The following is a 17,045-nucleotide window of genomic DNA, read 5'->3' as shown; positions in this document are numbered from 1 at the left end:
TAAGGAACCAACCGAAATTTATTGATTATTCATCTTTTGCTTCAGGTTCACCCGTTTTAGGATCGATATAAGCACCCTGCTCATAATCGTATTCCACCGGATTACCGTCCTCGTCAGTACGCAGATACCACTCGGTATATTCTTCGGAAGTGGAATCGAAATCGTTACCAACTCCGCGATCCGATTCAGGATCGACTGGTTCAATAGCAAGTTCGAAGTTATCTCCGTGTTCTTCAATCCCATAGCGAACTGCATTAGAGATTGCCGTCTGCTCATAGTGAGCGCGAATCATCATCGGGTCATTACGAAGTTCTTTCACCAATGAGAAACACATTAAGACGATAATGATACTGAAAGGTAGAGCAGAAATAGTCACCAGGTTTTGCAAACCTGACAGGGCTGTTTTCCCACCCATCAGCAGAATTACCACGGCAATTCCAGCCATCAAAACCGCCCAAAAACCGGTAATCCAGCGTTTAGGTTCTGGATTTCCTCTTTGGGAAAGCTGCGAGTTCACCAAGGAAGCAGAGTCTGAAGAGGTAATGAAAAAGACTGCTAGCATAACCATCACTACCGGAGCGATTATCCAAGATCCTGGCAGGTAATCGAGCACTTTGAAGAAAACCTCTTCAGAAGGCGGCAGTGCGTTAAGGTCATTTCCGGGAGCTAATAGTCCGTATTCACGCTGCTTGAAAATAGCGGTACCACCTAGGAAGGTGAAAGCGATAATAATGATCGATGATGGGATAAACAGCACTCCCATAACGAACTGACGAATGGTTCGCCCTCGGGAAATTTTCGCGGTAAAAATCCCCACGAATGGTGCCCAAGAAACCCACCATGCCCAGTAGAAAGTAGTCCAACCGGACAGGAAAGCCTTGGTTTCTGCCGAGTCCACCATGGTTGCTCCCACCATTGAAGGAAGCTGGTTCGCGTATTCCGCAATCACACCAGGAAGGATGGTGATGATGAAAATAGTTGGGCCGGCGAAGAAGAAGAATAACGCTAAAGCAACAGCTAATGCCAAGTTAATGTTGGAAAGACGGCGAATCCCTTTTCCAACCCCTGAGACGGCAGAAATAATCGTCCCAATAGTTAAGATAACGATAATGCCAATCGCGAAATCATTTCCTAAATCTGACCAACCGGATACTAATTTCACTCCGGAAGTAATCTGCATAGCGCCGATTCCCAGTGAAGCAGCGGTACCAAATAAAGTAGCGATAATAGCCATTCCATCAACCATGCGCGCCCAGAAGCTGCTGGAGTCACCTCCGAAAATTGGAGTGAGAATGGATGACATCAAAGGCACACGGCCTTTTCTGAAAGATACGTAGCCAATCGCTAAACCAACGATTCCGTAAAATGCCCAGGCAGTTGGCCCCCAGTGTAATGCTGATTGCGCCAAAGCCGCTTTTATGGCCGGACCGGTAGCTGCTTCATAAGTGCCCGGACGAGGCGACAGATAGAAGCTGAGAGGTTCTAACGCACCAAAGAAGATAATGCCAATCCCAATTCCAGCGCCAAAAAGCATAGCTGCCCAAGACAAAGTCGAATACTGTGCTTCTTCATCATCTAAGCCCAAAGGAATCTTTCCGAATCGGGAAAAGCCAATCACCAAAAGGAAAATGGGAAGGAACATAGCCAGGGTGTTGAAAACCCACCCTAAGTTCTCCATCGTCCAATTCAAAGCGGTGGAAGAAACAGTTAATACCGACTCTGGAGCAACTACACCCCAGGTGATGAACCCAATGATTAGTAGCGCAACCATTGCTAAAAGAGGCTTATCAACTCCATAGCGGATCTTCTGGTCATCGATAGATACACCAGGTACTAAAGCTGGGTGAATATTATGAGGATATTCATCAAGGTCTTTAAGAATATCAACTGCCCGATAGGCAGTGCCCTTGCTTGAAACAATAAAATCAGGTTTTTTAGAACTCTTATCTTTTAACGACATAAATACCTAACAGTCGGGAATATGGTCAATTCAAACATAGCAAGTCTACTTGATTAACTCCGCATTAAAAGACTCATCTCACATTTAAGTCAGCTGACAAAGTAATTAACTTTGATAGGTAAAACCGGCTTCTGAGTCTGTAGACACGCAGGCAACACCAAGCGAGCTAAAAAGAAACTCGGTATTCTTGAAACTGACTAAGAAAGGTGCATAAATGCCAATCATCAATACCGACGCCCCTAATGCGGCAGCTGAACTGGAAGAATACGAAAATTTCATCGCCACTTCCCCACACGGGCATATGCTACAGTCCATCCACTGGCAAAAAGTAAAAAATAACTGGCACGCAGACTACGTTTATTTACGTGACGAAACTGGGAAAATCTGCGCCGCCCTGACTCTACTTTCCGTCGCTAACGATGAATACTCCCTCATGTATTCACGCGGCCCTGTCTGCGATTTTTCCGATGTTGATTTAGTAATGCGCCTGCTGGAAGAAGCAAAACCTGCGATTAAAGCACGCAACCCCTACCTGCTGCGCCTTGAACCCGAACACCCCTTTGATCAAGAACTGGTAGAAAAATACCGCGCCCTTGGATTCCAATTCCGTTCTTCTGAAGAAGACGATTACAAACCTTTCTCAAATGGTGTTTACACCATGATCCGTTGGATTAACGGAAAAACTGAAGATGAAGTCTTTGCTGATTTCAGTTCCCGTTTCCGCGGAAAAATCCGCAAATCCTATAAGAGCGGTATCTCTTCAAAGATTTACAGCGCAAATGATGCAGACTACCAGTGGGCTTTAGAAACTTTCCACCAGCTGGTTAAAACCTCCCTCGACCGAAAGGGAGCCATCACCCGCCCCATCGAATACTTCGATCGTATGGTGCGTGCCTTCCCCGGAGGAAAAATCATCATTACTTCCGATGAAGAAGGCACTCCCCTCTCTGGCTGTCTGCTGGTGAACTACAACAATAAATCTCACTACGTTTACGCCGGTTCAACCACCGAAAAACGCAATCTTTATCCCGCTACCCAAACTAACTGGGAAGCCATTAAAGATGCGATCGCAGATGGGATGACCCACTACGATATGGGAAGCGTAAAAATGCATAATGAGGGTTGCCCTCTGTTTAAGTTTAAGCGCGACCTGTGCGGTAAAGAGGGAATGGTGCAATGGATCGGCGCTTTGGACCTGGTCTTTGAAGAATCCCGCTACCGGGCTTTCCTGCCTGAAGATATTCGCGAAACCGATAAAGTAACTTTAGTTAAGGACTTCTAACCATGCCTGTGCTGAGCACCCCCTTTGCCGACACGGCCGAAATTAAAGCGCAGCTAGCTGCCTATGAAGAGTTTGTTGCCACCAGCGAATACGGTAACTATATGCAGTCTATTCACTGGGCTGAGCTTAAAAATAACTGGAACGCTGACCTGGTTTACCTCCAGTCCGAAACCGGGGAAATCACCGCTGCGATGACAATCCTCTCCATTTCTAATGATGGTGGTGAAACCTCTTTCATGTACGTGCCGCGCGGACCGGTAGCCGATTTTGCTGAGGTAGACACCGTACAAGCTCTTTTAGCTGAAGCAAAACCCGCTATTGAACTAAGAAACCCGTTCTTGTTGCGGATTGAACCGGCGCACCAGATCGATGACCAGCTGGTTGAATCCTACCGGGCTTTAGGATACAAGTTCCGTTCACGGGAAATAGAAAATATCTACCACTTCACACAAATGATGTACGCGGTGGTATTAGACCTGGTGGGCAAAGACGAAACTGCGGTAACTGCCCATTCAGCTCGGTTCAGAAATGAGCTTTCCAAATCCTATCGCAGTGGAATTCAAACTACTTTCTACGGTTTCACCGACCCGGACTTCGAGTCTTCTTACGATGAATTCTATGAGCTGATGAACGTTACCGGTTCCCGGCAAGACTTCGTATTCCGACCCAAACCCTACTATCGCCGGATGCTGGAACTATACCCTCAGTCACGTTTAGTGATTTCTCGTGATGAAGAAGGCACTGCTCTTTCTGCTGCGGTTCTGGTCATTTACAACCGGAAAATGGCTTACTTTGCAGCGGCTTCTTCTAACGAAAAACGCAACCTCTACCCGAATATTCAAATGAACTTTGAAGCTATCAAATACGCTTTAGAGTTAGGTCTGGCTGAATATGACATGGGTGGCGTGGATGCTTTAAATCCTGACGAATGTGGCATGTATAAGTTCAAGCGAAAGATTTGTGGAGATAATGCCGGGGTGCATTACATTGGTAGCTTAGACGTTGTCTTTGACGAAGCCAAATACCAAGACTTCCTGCCAAAAGACTGAGCAGATCCCCGTCAATGGGGGTGCAGCCGCAGCTTCTCAAACTATTTCTGTAGCTTAAAGCCACGCTATTTCTGTAGCTTAAAGCCACCCATTTTCGCGAGCGATGCGGGTGGCTTCTGCTCTATTCTTAGCGTGGGTTTTCGCAATGATATTAGAGACGTGGTTGCGGACAGTTCCGGCGGAAAGGAATAGTTCGGCGGCGACCTCGGAAACTGTTCCCAACTTTTCAAATGCCAGCAGGATGTCTTTTTCCCGTTCTGTCAGGGGGCTGGCGGGCAGGGACAGGGCGTCCAATGCCAGGGCGGGATCGACTACCCGGATTCCTTTTTGGATTTGTTCGAGGGCGGAAACTAAGTCTTTCGAAGGTGCGTCCTTAACTAAAAATCCTTTAGCCCCCGCGCTTAAGGCTCGCTGTACGTAGCCGGCGCGTCCAAAGGTGGTAACGATGCAAACTTTCAGGTGCGGGTAGGAACGGCGTACATTTTCCGCCAGAGTAAGCCCATCCATCTGGGGCATTTCAATGTCAGTTAGCAAAACCTCAGCCTCGCTGGGCGCCAGTTTCCCTATGATTTCCAACGCCTCTACCCCATTTTTTGCCTGAGCGATAACCTTCACGGAGCCACTTAGTTCCAATAGTGCTGCCAGAGCTTCTCTAACCATCGCCTGGTCATCAACTAGAATCACCTTAATCATTTTGCACTGCCATTTCGTTTGTGAAAGTAACTGTCAAATGCCACTGCCCGTGTTCCTTACGGGTTTCTAAAACCCCAAGTTTTCCAATGCGTTGACGCAGTGATTCTAACCCTAGTCCCATCCCTTTAGTGGGTTTTATAACCGTTATGTCATTACTAATCCACAGGTGGGTGGGTGTAATCTCTACTTTAATCAAAGTTGGTTCGCCGTGACGTAACGCGTTAGTTACCGATTCGCGCAGCACATAGGCGCAGATAGTGCGCTGTTCAACTGTGAGAGAAGCACTTTGATCGTTAAGTTCAAAACACGTGCCTACACTGCGGCAGAGCTTTTCAGCTGCTTTGATTTCTTCAACTAAATCCAAGAAACGGTTAGCTGAAACAACTGAACGTACGTCGCCCAGTACCTCCCTTGTTAAAACTTGCAGTTCGGCAAGCTCTTTTTGTACTAAGTCAGTGCGCCCCGCTTCAAGCATTTTTTGGCTTAGTTCTGCTTTTAATCCCAAAGCGGTGAGAGTTTGCCCTAAAGTGTCGTGTAGATCTGAACTAATGCGGTTACGTTCTCTTTCTTGGGCGAATAAAACGTCACGTGCAGCGGTTTCTAAACTGATTTTTTCTTCCTCTATGTTTCGCCGTGTCATCCAAAAGCTTAAGTTCGCCAGAGCAATGACAACTACCCCAAAGCGGTACTCTCCTGGTACAAAGAATGAAAGCGCAGCAGCGATAACTATACTTAGAATTCCCCCTACCGACACCAGATATTTAGGGGCCTGCAGGATCCATAGGGCCGATAGGTAGGAAATGTAAAATACCATGCCGCTTCCGCCACCAAAGTACGCAAGCAGGAAATAGAGTAAGGCCACTATGAATAACAATGAATGCCAAAAGATGAAGCGCGCGGTGAGTTTTCTTTCCTCAGGTGCAATTGGAACTGCAATGGAAGTCAGCAGGTAAGTAATCGCAAAAACTGCGGTGCTGCCCAGGATCTGCAAACCTCGCGTGGTGAATGCTCCCACCGAATAGGCGGCGTAAACGGGGAAGGACAAAAAGACAAGGAAGGGCGCGCTGTGCCCAAGCACCAACCAAGTTTTTTCAGGATCTGCCTGTAGCTGCCATTTTTTCGCCATCACTTGCCTTTCTCACCTTTTCTAGTTTACGCCCAACGGGTTTTTATTTATTGCTAGATTCACAAACGCCCTCGTTTTCAGCGCCCCGTATCGTAACGCCGTGCCAGAACCGAAATGCTTGCAAAGATCACACACCAAACAACTACGTTAAATACCCAAGACCACTTAACCGCCTCTCCGTATAAAGGTGCGCTAACCAACATTATTGCACCGTAAAAAGGCGAGTAAGGAGCTAAATCTTGGAAGAAACTCGACATTTGCTCCAAAGGAAGGAAAATTCCTGCAAGAAAAGCAGAAATAACCGTCACCCCGGAAACTCCCCCATAGGCTGCGTCAGAGCGGAAAATGAAACCAAAGCTCAAGCCCAGCAATGAAGCTAAAACTGTAGAAAGAACCAGCAGCAACCCAGTTAAAGGCCATAGATGAGCATCCAACCTAGCTTCAGTCAATGCTCCTACAGAAAAAGTTGCCACAATCGCGATAGTTACTACTCCTAATGAAGCCACCATCCGACTAAGAATAAAAGCAAATGATGACAGGGGCGTAGTGGAATAAAGCCGAGAAACCCCATTAGCACGTTCTAAAGTAGTACCTACTGAAACGGTTGAAGCTCCTATAACCACCCCATAAAAGGCCATATTCAGCATAATCTGCGCGGAAACATTCCCGTGAGGCAGTTCGATACTGCTGTAGTCTTTACCAACTCCGAAAATCAAATACATGACTATGGGAAGCCCAATAGAGAAAGCCAAGTTAAGTGGGTGCCCGGCAATGCGCATGAAAGCAATCAAAGAAATATAGAGAAACCCCTTGAATCCATTAGAAGCGGGCATTCCCTTAAGTTCAGTTAAAGTGTCCATTATTCTTCCTTTACTTCTAATCGTTTTCACCGTCATTTTGCGGGCCAACTAAATTCGTATAAACGTCTTCTAAACTATTCGAGGTAAGTTCCAAACCGTGAGCGCCCTCAATACTCAACAAGTAGCGGGCTACTGAGTCAAGATCTTTACCTACCGCAGTAAGGCGCTGTCTCTCAACTGCGACTGAAGTAATCTGCTTTAAGAAATGGCTCTTAAGATAAGACAACACTTTTTCAAGCTCAGTTTCAGGTAGGGTAATCGAAAGAACCTGCTGCTCGTGAGTACGACGGATCTGGTCCGTAACGTCATCAACAATGATTTTGCCTGATTTCATGATTACGGTTCGCTGCGCAAAGGCTTCTGCTTCTGCCAGGTAATGGGTTGCGAAAATAATGGTCTTACCTGTTTCAGCGAACTGGCGCATTAGTTCCCAGTATTCTCTACGAGCTACCGCGTCCATTCCTGCCGTAGGCTCATCTAATACCAGCAGTTTTGGATTCCCCAGCAAGGCTGTGGCAAACCGGATACGCTGTTTTTCCCCGCCTGAGAGTTTAACGATCCTTTGTTTACGAAATTTGCTTAGGTTAGTGATTTCTAAAACTTCATCCAAACTAAGTGGATTAAGGTGGGTGGCAGCTACTGTTTTAAGGAAAGTGTCCACTCGGTAATCTTCCAAAATACCACCGGTTTGTTGCATTACCCCTACCAGCGAACGACGGATAGCAGAAATTGGTTTCATGCCGTACAGTCGCGCATTTCCTTGGTTTGGTAGTTGCAGTCCCAGCGCTATATCCAACAAAGTAGTTTTTCCGGCTCCATTGGGCCCCAGTAAGGCCACAATCTCACCTTGGCGGATTTCTAAATCCACGTTATCTACCGCGGTTACCGCGCCAAATCGTTTAGTTATTCCAGTTACTTTTAGAGCAGCTGGGGTTTCGTTAGTGTTTGTGTTCATACTTAAAGTTTGTACCTGTAGAAGCTTTTCTTGAAGTATGCTTTCACCTATTTTCAGGCATGACATTTGTCATTGTTGAAAATAATTCGGGCTATAGACAAAAATCTTCAGTCCCCTAAAAACTAAACTTTTGACCAGCTAGCGGGGAGGAAACCGGGTTTAGCTAGTAGCATTTTTCCGATAACAGAGACTCTTTTTAAGGTTTCAATGCAGGGAAAATACAGGCCAAATGGATCGCAAATGGCAAGGTAACCTAACCGCCAATACCCACTGTGAAACTAAGCCGCAGCCCCCACCGCGATTGCAACGAGTAGAAAAGTTGGGTTCCTAATAGTAACCAAATAATCTCAGATGGTTTCATAGGTAATCCTCCGTCTTTATTGGATTCTAAAGAGAAACTGGGCTTATAGGACAGGAACGGTTGATGAAAATACGGTTTTCCTTGATAAATCAACGAAAACCTTGAACACAAATTACGTCATTTTAGAGGCATACCAAACCACCCGAAAACATGCCCAGTTTGTTCTTCTCCCATGCTCCGCAGCGGGTACTCCCCTAACGGCAAACAACGCTGGTTATGCCGCGAATGTAAGATCAGTTCCCGATGGCATTACGATACTCAAACACGCGACATCTCCGCATTCCTTGACTTCATCCTCGGTAAAGTCACATACGCAGAAATACCAAGACAGGGACGAACCTTCAGACGAAAACCCCAGAAACTGATAGGAAATAAGAACTATGCACAATCAGCATAGCAACCAAGGTGAATCGTTTGCGTTCTACATAAAATGTTCTATTTTTTAGGTCAAAACCACACCGTTAAACAGTGAGTTCGCGGGTGACGTAGTCAGCCAGTAAACGCCCCGCTAAAGTTAATGTGATAACAGCTTCACCCTGATTAGGATTTCCCTCCATAGACAGCAAATCCTGACCGATAAGCGCGGGAATACGTCCTCGCAATTGTGGATCAACTTCAGAAACTGCCAAACCATCCGCTGTGCGAATCTGCAGTAAGAAGCGTTCCAAAGCCCGGTCTGCAGGTAATAATTCTTCCCCTGCTTGTGCCGGCGAAGCCAAACCACCCCCTTTGTGACTGCCGTCAAAGCCATCAACGCCGTTGCCAGTTAAAGCCTGCGCCCACGCTCGCGGATGCTTGCGATTCCACCAGCGCAGATTTCCCAAATGCGAATGCGCCCCCGGGCCAATCCCCCACCAGTCGTCATCTCGCCAATATGCCAAGTTGTGCACCGACGCATGCTGCAGCGCCGTGGTCCCCGCCTGTTCGCCCGGTACTAGGCGCGCCCAGTTGGAAATCTCGTACCAGGCAAAACCCGCTTTCGTAAGCAAGGTATCTGCCAACTCGTATTTCGCAGCTTCATCGTCTGGGTCCGGAAGTGGTAGCTTCCCCCTTTGCACGTCTTTCCACATTTTCGTGCCTTCTTCAATCACCAGCGCATACGTCGAAATGTGGCTAGTTTCCGCAGCCAGCGCCGCCGTCAAAGAAACTTCCCAATCCGCCAATGATTCACCGGGAGTCCCATAAATCAAATCCAAAGAGGTAGCTAACCCAGCCTGCTTCGCCCACTTCACCACACGATTAATCCGCTTCGGGTCATGGGTACGATCCAAGGTCCGCAGAACATGAGGCACGGCAGACTGCATGCCGAAAGAAATCCGGGTAAAACCGGCTGCTGCCAAGGTTTCTAAAGCCTTTTGATCAACTGAATCCGGATTGGCTTCTGTGGTAATTTCACAGTTATCAGCCAGTTCAAACCGCTGCGCCGCATACTCAACAATCTGCCCCAAGTGTTTCGAAGCCAGCAGCGTTGGAGTGCCCCCACCTACGAAAATCGACTGCACCGGCTGATGCTGGTAAGGCGCTAAAACTGCGGCAGCTAAGTCAATTTCGCGAAAGACACTCTGGTGGTAGGATTCGGGTGAAGCTCCGGGACCAAACCCCACAGTATAGGTGTTGAAATCGCAGTATCCGCAGCGCACCGTACAAAACGGGACGTGTATGTAAAGCGAGAGATTACGGGAAGTGCGCCCCACTTTCGCAGGGTCAAGTATTCCGTCTGCCGGCCAAGCAACGCCGTCTGGCAAAGTGGGTGCCACCGGCAGTTTCCTAGTTTTCTCGAGGGCGACGAATACCTACAATATCGTAGGATTCGCGTCCTTGGCGGTCTCCGCGGTTTTCAAAGTGTGTCTTCACACGTCCTTCAAAACGAGGGGCATAGCCGCCGCGGGTTGGTTCTGGTTCTTCTGGATCAGGCCGTTCCCCCAGGTAGGGATTCAAGAATTGGTCGCAACCTTCCAACACATCACGCATCTGCCAAGCGTAGTTTTGCCAGTCAGTTGCCATCCGCCAAACTCCGTCATCTTTCAGTAGTCGCGCCACTTCCAAAGCGAAAGCGGGGCTTACCAGCCGACGCTTATGATGGCGGGCTTTGCGCCACGGGTCAGGGAAGAATACCCACACTTCACTGGCGCAACCATCAGCGAGCATAATCGGCAGCGCCTGCGCTGCATCGGCTTCCACCAAACGCAGGTTAGTAACCCCCGCAGCGACCGCTCGAGCAATCGTTTTTCCAATCCCCTGGCGGTAGACTTCGAACGCTAGGAAGTCCATTTCTGGGTGTGCTTTCGCATAAGCCACAATCTGTTCGCCGTTGCCAGGACCGATTTCTACAACTAATGGAGCGACGCGTCCGAAAGTTGCTTCCAAATCCAGGCGGAATCCGTCAGCAACCGTAGTGTATCCTTCGGCACGAGGTACGTCGATCACGTACTGGCCGGCGTAGGCATCCCAGGTACGCTGGATTCCCGGGTTAAGTTCCCTCCCCCGCCGGGTGAAGGATTTTACGCGGGCAATGAAAGGAGTTTTTTCTTTTCCCGAGGGCGCCGGCGCAGCCTTTTCGATTTGCTGAGCCTCTGGCGTAACCGAATCTTCGATTGGCTGCGATTTTTCTACCGCCGCAGTATTTTCAGAAACTAAACCAGTTTCCTTAGCTACCCTAAAAGTCTCTTCAATCATTAGTTTTTACCCTGAGGTGCTTCAGACGTTAAAGCTGCAATGAAGGCTTCTTGTGGCACATCGACACGGCCAATCGACTTCATGCGTTTCTTACCTTCTTTTTGTTTTTCCAGCAGCTTACGTTTACGGGTAATGTCACCGCCGTAACACTTTGCCAGCATATCTTTACGCAGTGCCTTAATGGTTTCGCGCGCAATCACGCGAGAACCAACCGCAGCTTGAACCGGAACCTCGAACTGCTGGCGGGGAATTAACTCTTTAAGTTTCTTAGTGAGCTTCACCCCGTAAGCGTAAGCAGCATCCTTATGCACAATCGCAGAGAACGCGTCCACCTGTTCCCCATTTAAAAGAATGTCCACGCGCACCAAATCAGCGGCTTCTTCCCCAGCAGGTTCGTAATCTAAAGAAGCATACCCACGGGTACGGGACTTCAGAGCATCAAAGAAGTCAAAGACGATCTCTGCCAACGGTAGCGTGTAATGCAATTCAACACGGTCTTCAGAAATATAATCCATTCCCCCCATGATGCCGCGGCGGGCCTGGCAAAGTTCCATCACCGGCCCCACGAACTCTTTCGGAGTAAGGATAGTAGACTTAACTACCGGTTCACGCACTTCAGTAACTTTTCCAGTCGGATACTCCGAAGGGTTAGTGACGATTATTTCACTACGATCCTCAGCAATAACCCGGTAGATTACGTTTGGCGCAGTAGCGATTAAGGAAAGATTAAACTCACGTTCTAATCTTTCACGCACAATCTCTAAGTGCAAAAGTCCTAAGAAACCACAGCGGAATCCAAAACCGAGGGCGGCTGATGATTCCGGTTCAAAAGTTAAAGCCGCGTCATTAAGCTGAAGTTTTTCTAGGGCTTCACGCAGGTTCGGGAAATCAGAACCATCAATCGGGTAAAGACCCGAATAAACCATTGGCTTAGGTTCTTCATAACCCGCCAAAGGCGTTTCAGCTCCGCGGATAGCGGTAGTAACCGTGTCACCAACCTTAGATTGGCGAACGTCTTTCACACCCGTAATAAGATAACCTACTTCACCAACTGAAAGTCCCTTAGTTGCTTTTGGCTCCGGAGAAATAACCCCAATTTCAAGCACTTCATGCGCAGCGGCAGTAGACATCATTTTAATGCGCTCACGCGGATTCAACGTTCCATCAACTACCCGCACGTAAGTGACCACACCGCGGTAAATATCGTAAACCGAATCAAAAATAAGAGCACGCGCCGGCTTATCCTTTTCCCCCTTAGGAGCAGGAATCCGACGTACAATCTCGTCAAGTAGTTCTTCGACGCCCTCGCCAGTTTTTCCAGAAACTTTCAGAATCTCTTCTTCTTTGCACCCAATCAAGTTAGCGATCTCGGCCGCATACTTCTCTGGCTGTGCAGAAGGCAAATCAATCTTATTAAGAACCGGAATAATCTCCAGGTCATTACTCATCGCCAAATAAAGATTAGCCAAAGTCTGCGCTTCAATCCCCTGGGCAGCATCAACTAAAAGAACAGCACCCTCACAAGCAGCTAAGGAACGAGAAACCTCATAAGTGAAATCCACGTGCCCGGGCGTATCAATCATATTAAGCGCATACCCGGTGCCGTCTAACTCCCAGGGCATACGAACAGCTTGAGATTTAATCGTAATCCCGCGTTCACGTTCAATATCCATCCGGTCAAGATACTGGTCACGCATATCACGCTGCGCCACAACACCAGTTTTTTGAAGCATCCGGTCAGCCAAGGTGGACTTGCCGTGGTCAATGTGGGCGATGATACAGAAGTTACGAATCAACGCTGGATCAGTAGCTGCCGGCTGAATAAACTTAGCCTGAGCGTCACTCACAACTGGCGACACGGGAACCTACCCTTCATCTTTTTCAAGGCGATTTTAGACATTCACGCCAATTTTCGCACGTTCAGAGCACAAGAGCTAATTAAACCCCAACTAAAACTCAAGTTACGTCCATTTTTTATACAGCTTGCAACCTAATCCGCCGATTTCAACCGCGCCAACCGCGCTTTCTTCTGCGCCTCTTTATCAATCCACCCCTGGGCTGTTTCCACAATCTTCCGGTGACGCTCAGATGTAACCTTAGTGTTAATACGCCCCGGAGTTAAATCAAGAAAATGCGTTTTACCCGGTTGAGCTAACATCACCCAATTAGCAAAGTTGAGGATACGCGCAGAAGAAAGCTCCGTAGCGCCCTCGGGAATATCCCACAGAGGCACCGCAACCGGCTGCGGTTTTTCACTCACCTGCTCAGCTTCCAACACAATCCCATGTTTTCTGGCCAGCTTACGCAACTGCCACCGCGGCCAAAAACTCACCGCATACCCCATCAATATACCGGCAGCTAACCCCAAAAGCCCCTGCACCAAATTCAAAGTCGAAGCACTCATATCCGGCCCGGAAGTCATAAAAGCAGCCGTCACCAAAATAATGCAAAACACCAAAAACCAATGGCGATTATGATCCCACGCCCAAGCTCGATCCACCGCATTTTGCACTTCCTCAGGAACCCGCGTAACGCTTTGCGTGGCCTCATCCTGTTCCCAACCTGTCTCTAAAGTTTGCAAGGCAGCCGCCAACGCAAACGCCCGCTGTTTCCACTGCGAAAACGCCACACCATCAGCCGTTTCCAACCAAGCCAAATAATCACGCCGATCAAACGGATCCAAATACTCACTGGCCTGCGTAAACTGCTGGTCCAGCTCACGGCCATTTTCCAAAATAAGCGCTGCCTGCGGGTCATTGCGCAGCCCAATCGGAGTTTTCAAGTTTATTCCCGGAGTGTAAATGATTTTCAGAGCTGATCTCAACGCGGGCATTCCAATAAAATCTTGCTGTTCCATTGATTCCTCCTGAAAATAGTTTCACCGCGCAATGGTACTTTCTGACAGATAAAGTAGTATTAACAGTTTAGTTTATTTGCCAGCGGAGTTGCCCTTAGGAGGCCCCATGAAATTTTCAGATGAGCAGTTCAACCGCGAAACGCACATTCATTTCGACGACTTTTCGGAGGAAGATTTTGGCCGAAAGTTTGCTGAAACAGCGGGTAAGTCATTTGACCCCTTAGCTGCTGAAAAGAAAGTTACTGAAGCAAAAGCCTCTGTAGTAGACACCACCGGGCAATTTTTAAAACTAATCATTAACACTCCCGGAGCGCTCTTAATTAAACTCGGTTTTCTGGCGACTGTTTCAGTTTTATCCCTCAGTGCACTGGGAATCTGGCGTTTTGATTCTGCCTGGTGGAAGATCTCTCTAGCGCTAGGTATTTTAGCTTTAGTTTTCGTACTTGGTTTTGCTTGGCGTCGGAAAGATCTTTTACGGCGCATTAGTGCTGAAAATGCGAAGATAATCGCTGCTGGGGGAACGCAGGTGATTATTTCTTCCGGCTCTAAAGATGACACTTCGGCAGATTTCAAGATATTCGCTCAGCAGCAAGGAGAGTCAATCGCTTCTGTCCGAGCCGAGTTCAATACACGATCTGCAAAATTCATGCCTCGAGTGGAAGCAAGCCAACGGGCATTACGTGAATTAGCTGGGGGAGCCTACCAAGGAAGCTGGTTGGAACACGATCTGCGTCCTACGCTTGTTTTCTTCATAGGCGCATTTTTGTCCATGCCGGTGATGATTTTCGTAACCCTACTGTCGATTTTCCTCTTAATCTTCGGTGGTTAAACCGGGCTTTCAGCGCCGACTGCCGCGTCCTTACTACCTCGCAAACTAAAGTAGCCCCGCAGGTAGCTTGGATTTCGCGTCCACCGCCCCGCCCTCGCAACCACTCACCATACAAGCTCCCGACGCCCTGCCCGGATTTCACGTCCACCGCCCCGCCCTCGCAACCTTCGACAAGGGGCATACCGCGTTGCCCTACCCGGATTTCACGTCCGCCACCGCGTCCTCGCAACCACTCACCATACAAGCCCCCGACGCCCTACCCGGATTTCGCGTCCATACCCCGCCCTCGCTACCTAATCCAGGCTCTGCGAGAACATTCTTGTCCACGCCCAGTATCCACTTCCCCCCCTATTCCCCTCTACCCGTAACTTTTTTATACGGTGAGCGGGTTCACCTTTAGTAACTGTGGGTTTTTCGTTGTTTTTCCACGGTTTCCTGCTAAGATTGCAAGTGGATTCAAGCCTGGTCGGGCTTGGGACCACGTTGGGTCGTTTGCCATATCTCGAGTGTCCCCCACTGAGTTGTCTAGACCCAACAAGCCCTCACCGACCCTGTTAATCTAACAAAAAGAGAGTAAATACTGTGGCAAATATCAAGTCCCAGATGAAGCGCATCAAGACCAACGAAAAGCGTCGCCTGCGCAACAAGGCTGTTAAGTCTGAACTAAAGACCTACATCCGTCGCGTACGTGAAGCTATCGCTGCTGGCGATCGTGAAGCTGCTGAAGCAGCTCTACGTCTAGCTGGCAAGAAGCTGGACAAGGCTGCCTCCAAGGGTGTGATCCACCGCAACCAGGCTGGCAACCGTCAGTCCAAGCTGGCTGTACAGATCGCGAAGATGTGATTTCTTCTCTTAACTTAAGTTAGGCACCTACAAGCTCCGGTTTGTGGGTGCCTAACTTTATCTAGACATAGACGCACGTCTATTTTTACGAAATACGAGTCTAAACTACGGTTCTGACTCGTATTTTCTTCTATATCCCCCTCTTTTTACATGAAATACGAGTCTAAATCCCCTTTTAGACTCGTATTCCCCAAAAATGGCCCGGCGCACTTACTACCCGACCTCTTGACAACTCAACCACCTAAGTGGTTAATTAGTTATGTAACTAACCACTTAGGGGGGTGATCATATTGCACTTCGACGATTCCGCGCCTATCTACCAACAGATCGCTGAGGACATTCGTCAAAAAATCCTTTCGGAAACTTTACAACCCGGTGAACAGTTGATGTCCACTACGGCCTATGCAACAGCTTTCCGTATAAACCCTGCTACCGCTGGAAAAGCCTTTTCCCTTTTACTTGATGAGGGCCTAATTGAAAAACGACGCGGTATTGGGATGTTCGTAACTGCAACCGCTAAAGAGCAAATCGTTACAAAATACAAAGACACATACTTTGAAACAACCTTAAAACCCGCCTTAAAAACTGCGACAGACTTAGGGCTTAGTGAAACTGAAATCCTAACCTACGTTACGCAATATTTAGCTACTAAGAGAGATAAAAAGCTATGAAAACCAAACATCTGAGCTTTACGTATCGAGGAAACTCTACCCCTACCCTAGAGGATATTTCCACTTCCTTTGCGGCTAACTCCATCACCGCATTACTAGGCCCGAATGGGGCTGGAAAAACTACCTTACTGCGGATATTGGCTGGTTTAATTAGCGATCACAGTGGTGAAATAGAGTTGAACGGACAACTCGCTAACTTAGAGAATCTCCATAGCGAAGTATTTTATGTCGGAAGCGCCAAAGAATACGCTGAATACGCAATTCAAGATATATTGGCTTACCTGAGCCTGCGTAAAACTTGGAACGAAGAACTCTACCAGCAGCTAATAGATCACTTCGAAATAAATCTGAAACCAAGACGAACCTTTAAAAAGCTCTCTACTGGTGAAGGAAATCTACTACTTGCTATTTTTGCGTTGGCTTCTGAAGCTCGGTTCACCCTATTAGATGAGATCCAAGCAAATCTAGATGTGCCCACTCGTTACCGCCTTTACGAGAAAATTATCGATTTGAACGCTCGGGGACTAGATGAAGCTAAAACACCAAGAAGTTTCGTGATTTCCTCTCATATGGTTGGAGAACTCGAAACTCTTTGCAATGAAGTTCGCATTATTAACAAAGGTAAGCTAATTTTCGCGGATTCCACCGAAGCTTTAAAAGCAAAGTATCGATCGATCCAAGGCAGCACTGCAGATATTGAAAAGTTCCAAAAAGAATATCCTCACCTGAAGATTAGCTTCTCTCGCACTTTGGGTAGCTTTAAAGAAATTATTGTCGAGATTCCTCCCACCGGCTTCCCTCTGCTGACGGACTTTTCTACTCTGGCTTCACAGCCGCTATCTTTTCAAGACGCATTCGTAGCTCAATTGGCAAAGGAATAATC

Annotated in this window: 17 protein-coding genes; 7 read left to right on the top strand and 10 right to left on the bottom strand. The window is 47.8% G+C overall.

What is annotated here, in order from left to right; translation table 11 throughout:
* Positions 1 to 25 precede the first annotated feature (25 nt).
* On the bottom strand, positions 26 to 1,960 hold the full coding sequence (locus NXS08_RS01585; RefSeq protein WP_259136435.1) for a BCCT family transporter: 1,935 nt from the start codon (positions 1,958 to 1,960) through the stop codon (positions 26 to 28).
* A gap of 214 nt (positions 1,961 to 2,174) precedes the next feature.
* Between NXS08_RS01585 and NXS08_RS01580 the strand changes: the two genes are divergently transcribed.
* Positions 2,175 to 3,242, top strand: a complete 1,068-nt coding sequence (locus tag NXS08_RS01580; RefSeq protein WP_259136433.1) for an aminoacyltransferase — start codon at positions 2,175 to 2,177, stop codon at positions 3,240 to 3,242.
* Between the two features lie 2 nt (positions 3,243 to 3,244).
* Complete coding sequence (locus NXS08_RS01575) at positions 3,245 to 4,291, top strand: aminoacyltransferase (RefSeq protein WP_259136431.1); 1,047 nt, start codon at positions 3,245 to 3,247, stop codon at positions 4,289 to 4,291.
* A 78-nt stretch (positions 4,292 to 4,369) separates the two neighbouring features.
* Here the strand turns inward: NXS08_RS01575 and NXS08_RS01570 are convergent, their stop codons facing one another.
* The 4 genes from NXS08_RS01570 to NXS08_RS01555 form a co-directional block, all read right to left on the bottom strand.
* The gene (locus NXS08_RS01570; RefSeq protein ID WP_259136429.1) at positions 4,370 to 4,984 is read right to left on the bottom strand and encodes a response regulator transcription factor; all 615 of its coding nucleotides are present in this window, start codon (positions 4,982 to 4,984) and stop codon (positions 4,370 to 4,372) included.
* Positions 4,977 to 6,110 (bottom strand): histidine kinase, encoded by a 1,134-nt coding sequence (locus NXS08_RS01565; protein WP_259137344.1) that lies wholly within the window; start codon positions 6,108 to 6,110, stop codon positions 4,977 to 4,979. Before NXS08_RS01565 ends, NXS08_RS01570 begins: the two co-directional genes overlap by 8 nt.
* Before the next feature lie 77 nt (positions 6,111 to 6,187).
* Positions 6,188 to 6,970, bottom strand: a complete 783-nt coding sequence (locus tag NXS08_RS01560) for an ABC transporter permease (RefSeq protein ID WP_259136427.1) — start codon at positions 6,968 to 6,970, stop codon at positions 6,188 to 6,190.
* A 16-nt stretch (positions 6,971 to 6,986) separates the two neighbouring features.
* The gene (locus tag NXS08_RS01555; RefSeq protein WP_259136426.1) at positions 6,987 to 7,925 is read right to left on the bottom strand and encodes an ABC transporter ATP-binding protein; all 939 of its coding nucleotides are present in this window, start codon (positions 7,923 to 7,925) and stop codon (positions 6,987 to 6,989) included.
* A 449-nt stretch (positions 7,926 to 8,374) separates the two neighbouring features.
* Here NXS08_RS01555 and NXS08_RS07395 point away from each other — a divergent pair, with 449 nt between their 5' ends.
* Positions 8,375 to 8,683, top strand: a complete 309-nt coding sequence (locus NXS08_RS07395; protein WP_396232241.1) for an IS1 family transposase — start codon at positions 8,375 to 8,377, stop codon at positions 8,681 to 8,683.
* A 64-nt stretch (positions 8,684 to 8,747) separates the two neighbouring features.
* Here the strand turns inward: NXS08_RS07395 and hemW are convergent, their stop codons facing one another.
* The 4 genes from hemW to NXS08_RS01535 all read right to left on the bottom strand — a co-directional run bounded on the left by hemW (position 8,748) and on the right by NXS08_RS01535 (position 13,819).
* Positions 8,748 to 10,043 carry a radical SAM family heme chaperone HemW gene (hemW, locus tag NXS08_RS01550; RefSeq protein WP_259136423.1) on the bottom strand — a complete coding sequence of 432 codons (1,296 nt, stop codon included), beginning with the start codon at positions 10,041 to 10,043 and terminating at the stop codon, positions 8,748 to 8,750.
* Between the two features lie 10 nt (positions 10,044 to 10,053).
* Positions 10,054 to 10,962, bottom strand: a complete 909-nt coding sequence (gene trmB, locus NXS08_RS01545) for a tRNA (guanosine(46)-N7)-methyltransferase TrmB (RefSeq protein WP_259136421.1) — start codon at positions 10,960 to 10,962, stop codon at positions 10,054 to 10,056.
* Positions 10,962 to 12,821: a translation elongation factor 4 gene (gene lepA / locus NXS08_RS01540; protein WP_259136419.1), complete on the bottom strand. Its 1,860-nt coding sequence runs from the start codon at positions 12,819 to 12,821 to the stop codon at positions 10,962 to 10,964. The genes trmB and lepA overlap by 1 nt, the downstream gene beginning before the upstream one ends.
* A gap of 131 nt (positions 12,822 to 12,952) precedes the next feature.
* Positions 12,953 to 13,819 carry a hypothetical protein gene (locus tag NXS08_RS01535; RefSeq protein WP_259136411.1) on the bottom strand — a complete coding sequence of 289 codons (867 nt, stop codon included), beginning with the start codon at positions 13,817 to 13,819 and terminating at the stop codon, positions 12,953 to 12,955.
* A gap of 106 nt (positions 13,820 to 13,925) precedes the next feature.
* On the opposite strand from NXS08_RS01535, the gene NXS08_RS01530 reads away from it, so the two are divergent.
* The gene (locus NXS08_RS01530; protein ID WP_259136409.1) at positions 13,926 to 14,648 is read left to right on the top strand and encodes a hypothetical protein; all 723 of its coding nucleotides are present in this window, start codon (positions 13,926 to 13,928) and stop codon (positions 14,646 to 14,648) included.
* 373 nt (positions 14,649 to 15,021) lie between these two features.
* On the opposite strand, the gene NXS08_RS01525 is transcribed toward NXS08_RS01530, so the two are convergent.
* Complete coding sequence (locus tag NXS08_RS01525; protein ID WP_259136406.1) at positions 15,022 to 15,147, bottom strand: hypothetical protein; 126 nt, start codon at positions 15,145 to 15,147, stop codon at positions 15,022 to 15,024.
* Between the two features lie 83 nt (positions 15,148 to 15,230).
* Between NXS08_RS01525 and rpsT the strand changes: the two genes are divergently transcribed.
* The 3 genes from rpsT (at position 15,231) to NXS08_RS01510 (ending at position 17,043) form a co-directional block, all read left to right on the top strand.
* Positions 15,231 to 15,491 (top strand): 30S ribosomal protein S20, encoded by a 261-nt coding sequence (rpsT, locus tag NXS08_RS01520; protein WP_259136404.1) that lies wholly within the window; start codon positions 15,231 to 15,233, stop codon positions 15,489 to 15,491.
* 284 nt (positions 15,492 to 15,775) lie between these two features.
* Positions 15,776 to 16,162 carry a GntR family transcriptional regulator gene (locus tag NXS08_RS01515; RefSeq protein ID WP_259137342.1) on the top strand — a complete coding sequence of 129 codons (387 nt, stop codon included), beginning with the start codon at positions 15,776 to 15,778 and terminating at the stop codon, positions 16,160 to 16,162.
* A complete protein-coding gene (locus tag NXS08_RS01510) occupies positions 16,159 to 17,043 on the top strand; it encodes an ATP-binding cassette domain-containing protein (RefSeq protein ID WP_259136401.1) in 885 nt (294 codons plus the stop codon). Before NXS08_RS01515 ends, NXS08_RS01510 begins: the two co-directional genes overlap by 4 nt.
* Positions 17,044 to 17,045 lie beyond the last annotated feature (2 nt).

The sequence above is a fragment of the Gleimia sp. 6138-11-ORH1 genome, assembly GCF_024814355.1.
GTDB lineage: Bacteria > Actinomycetota > Actinomycetes > Actinomycetales > Actinomycetaceae > Gleimia.
The sequence above is the reverse complement of the archived record's forward strand: the minus strand, read 5'-3'. Positions and strand labels throughout refer to the sequence as shown.

Excerpts from the sequence above, each read along its gene's own strand:
- NXS08_RS01510 (WP_259136401.1), top strand. The coding sequence starts at position 16,159 with ATGAAAACCAAACATCTGAGCTTTACGTATCGAGGAAACTCTACCCCT.
- NXS08_RS01555 (WP_259136426.1), bottom strand. The coding sequence starts at position 7,925 with ATGAACACAAACACTAACGAAACCCCAGCTGCTCTAAAAGTAACTGGA.
- NXS08_RS01560 (WP_259136427.1), bottom strand. The coding sequence starts at position 6,970 with ATGGACACTTTAACTGAACTTAAGGGAATGCCCGCTTCTAATGGATTC.
- NXS08_RS01530 (WP_259136409.1), top strand. The coding sequence starts at position 13,926 with ATGAAATTTTCAGATGAGCAGTTCAACCGCGAAACGCACATTCATTTC.
- NXS08_RS01565 (WP_259137344.1), bottom strand. The coding sequence starts at position 6,110 with ATGGCGAAAAAATGGCAGCTACAGGCAGATCCTGAAAAAACTTGGTTG.
- NXS08_RS01575 (WP_259136431.1), top strand. The coding sequence starts at position 3,245 with ATGCCTGTGCTGAGCACCCCCTTTGCCGACACGGCCGAAATTAAAGCG.
- NXS08_RS01580 (WP_259136433.1), top strand. The coding sequence starts at position 2,175 with ATGCCAATCATCAATACCGACGCCCCTAATGCGGCAGCTGAACTGGAA.
- NXS08_RS01570 (WP_259136429.1), bottom strand. The coding sequence starts at position 4,984 with ATGATTAAGGTGATTCTAGTTGATGACCAGGCGATGGTTAGAGAAGCT.
- NXS08_RS01525 (WP_259136406.1), bottom strand. The coding sequence starts at position 15,147 with ATGGCAAACGACCCAACGTGGTCCCAAGCCCGACCAGGCTTGAATCCA.
- NXS08_RS01535 (WP_259136411.1), bottom strand. The coding sequence starts at position 13,819 with ATGGAACAGCAAGATTTTATTGGAATGCCCGCGTTGAGATCAGCTCTG.
- NXS08_RS01585 (WP_259136435.1), bottom strand. The coding sequence starts at position 1,960 with ATGTCGTTAAAAGATAAGAGTTCTAAAAAACCTGATTTTATTGTTTCA.
- trmB (WP_259136421.1), bottom strand. The coding sequence starts at position 10,962 with ATGATTGAAGAGACTTTTAGGGTAGCTAAGGAAACTGGTTTAGTTTCT.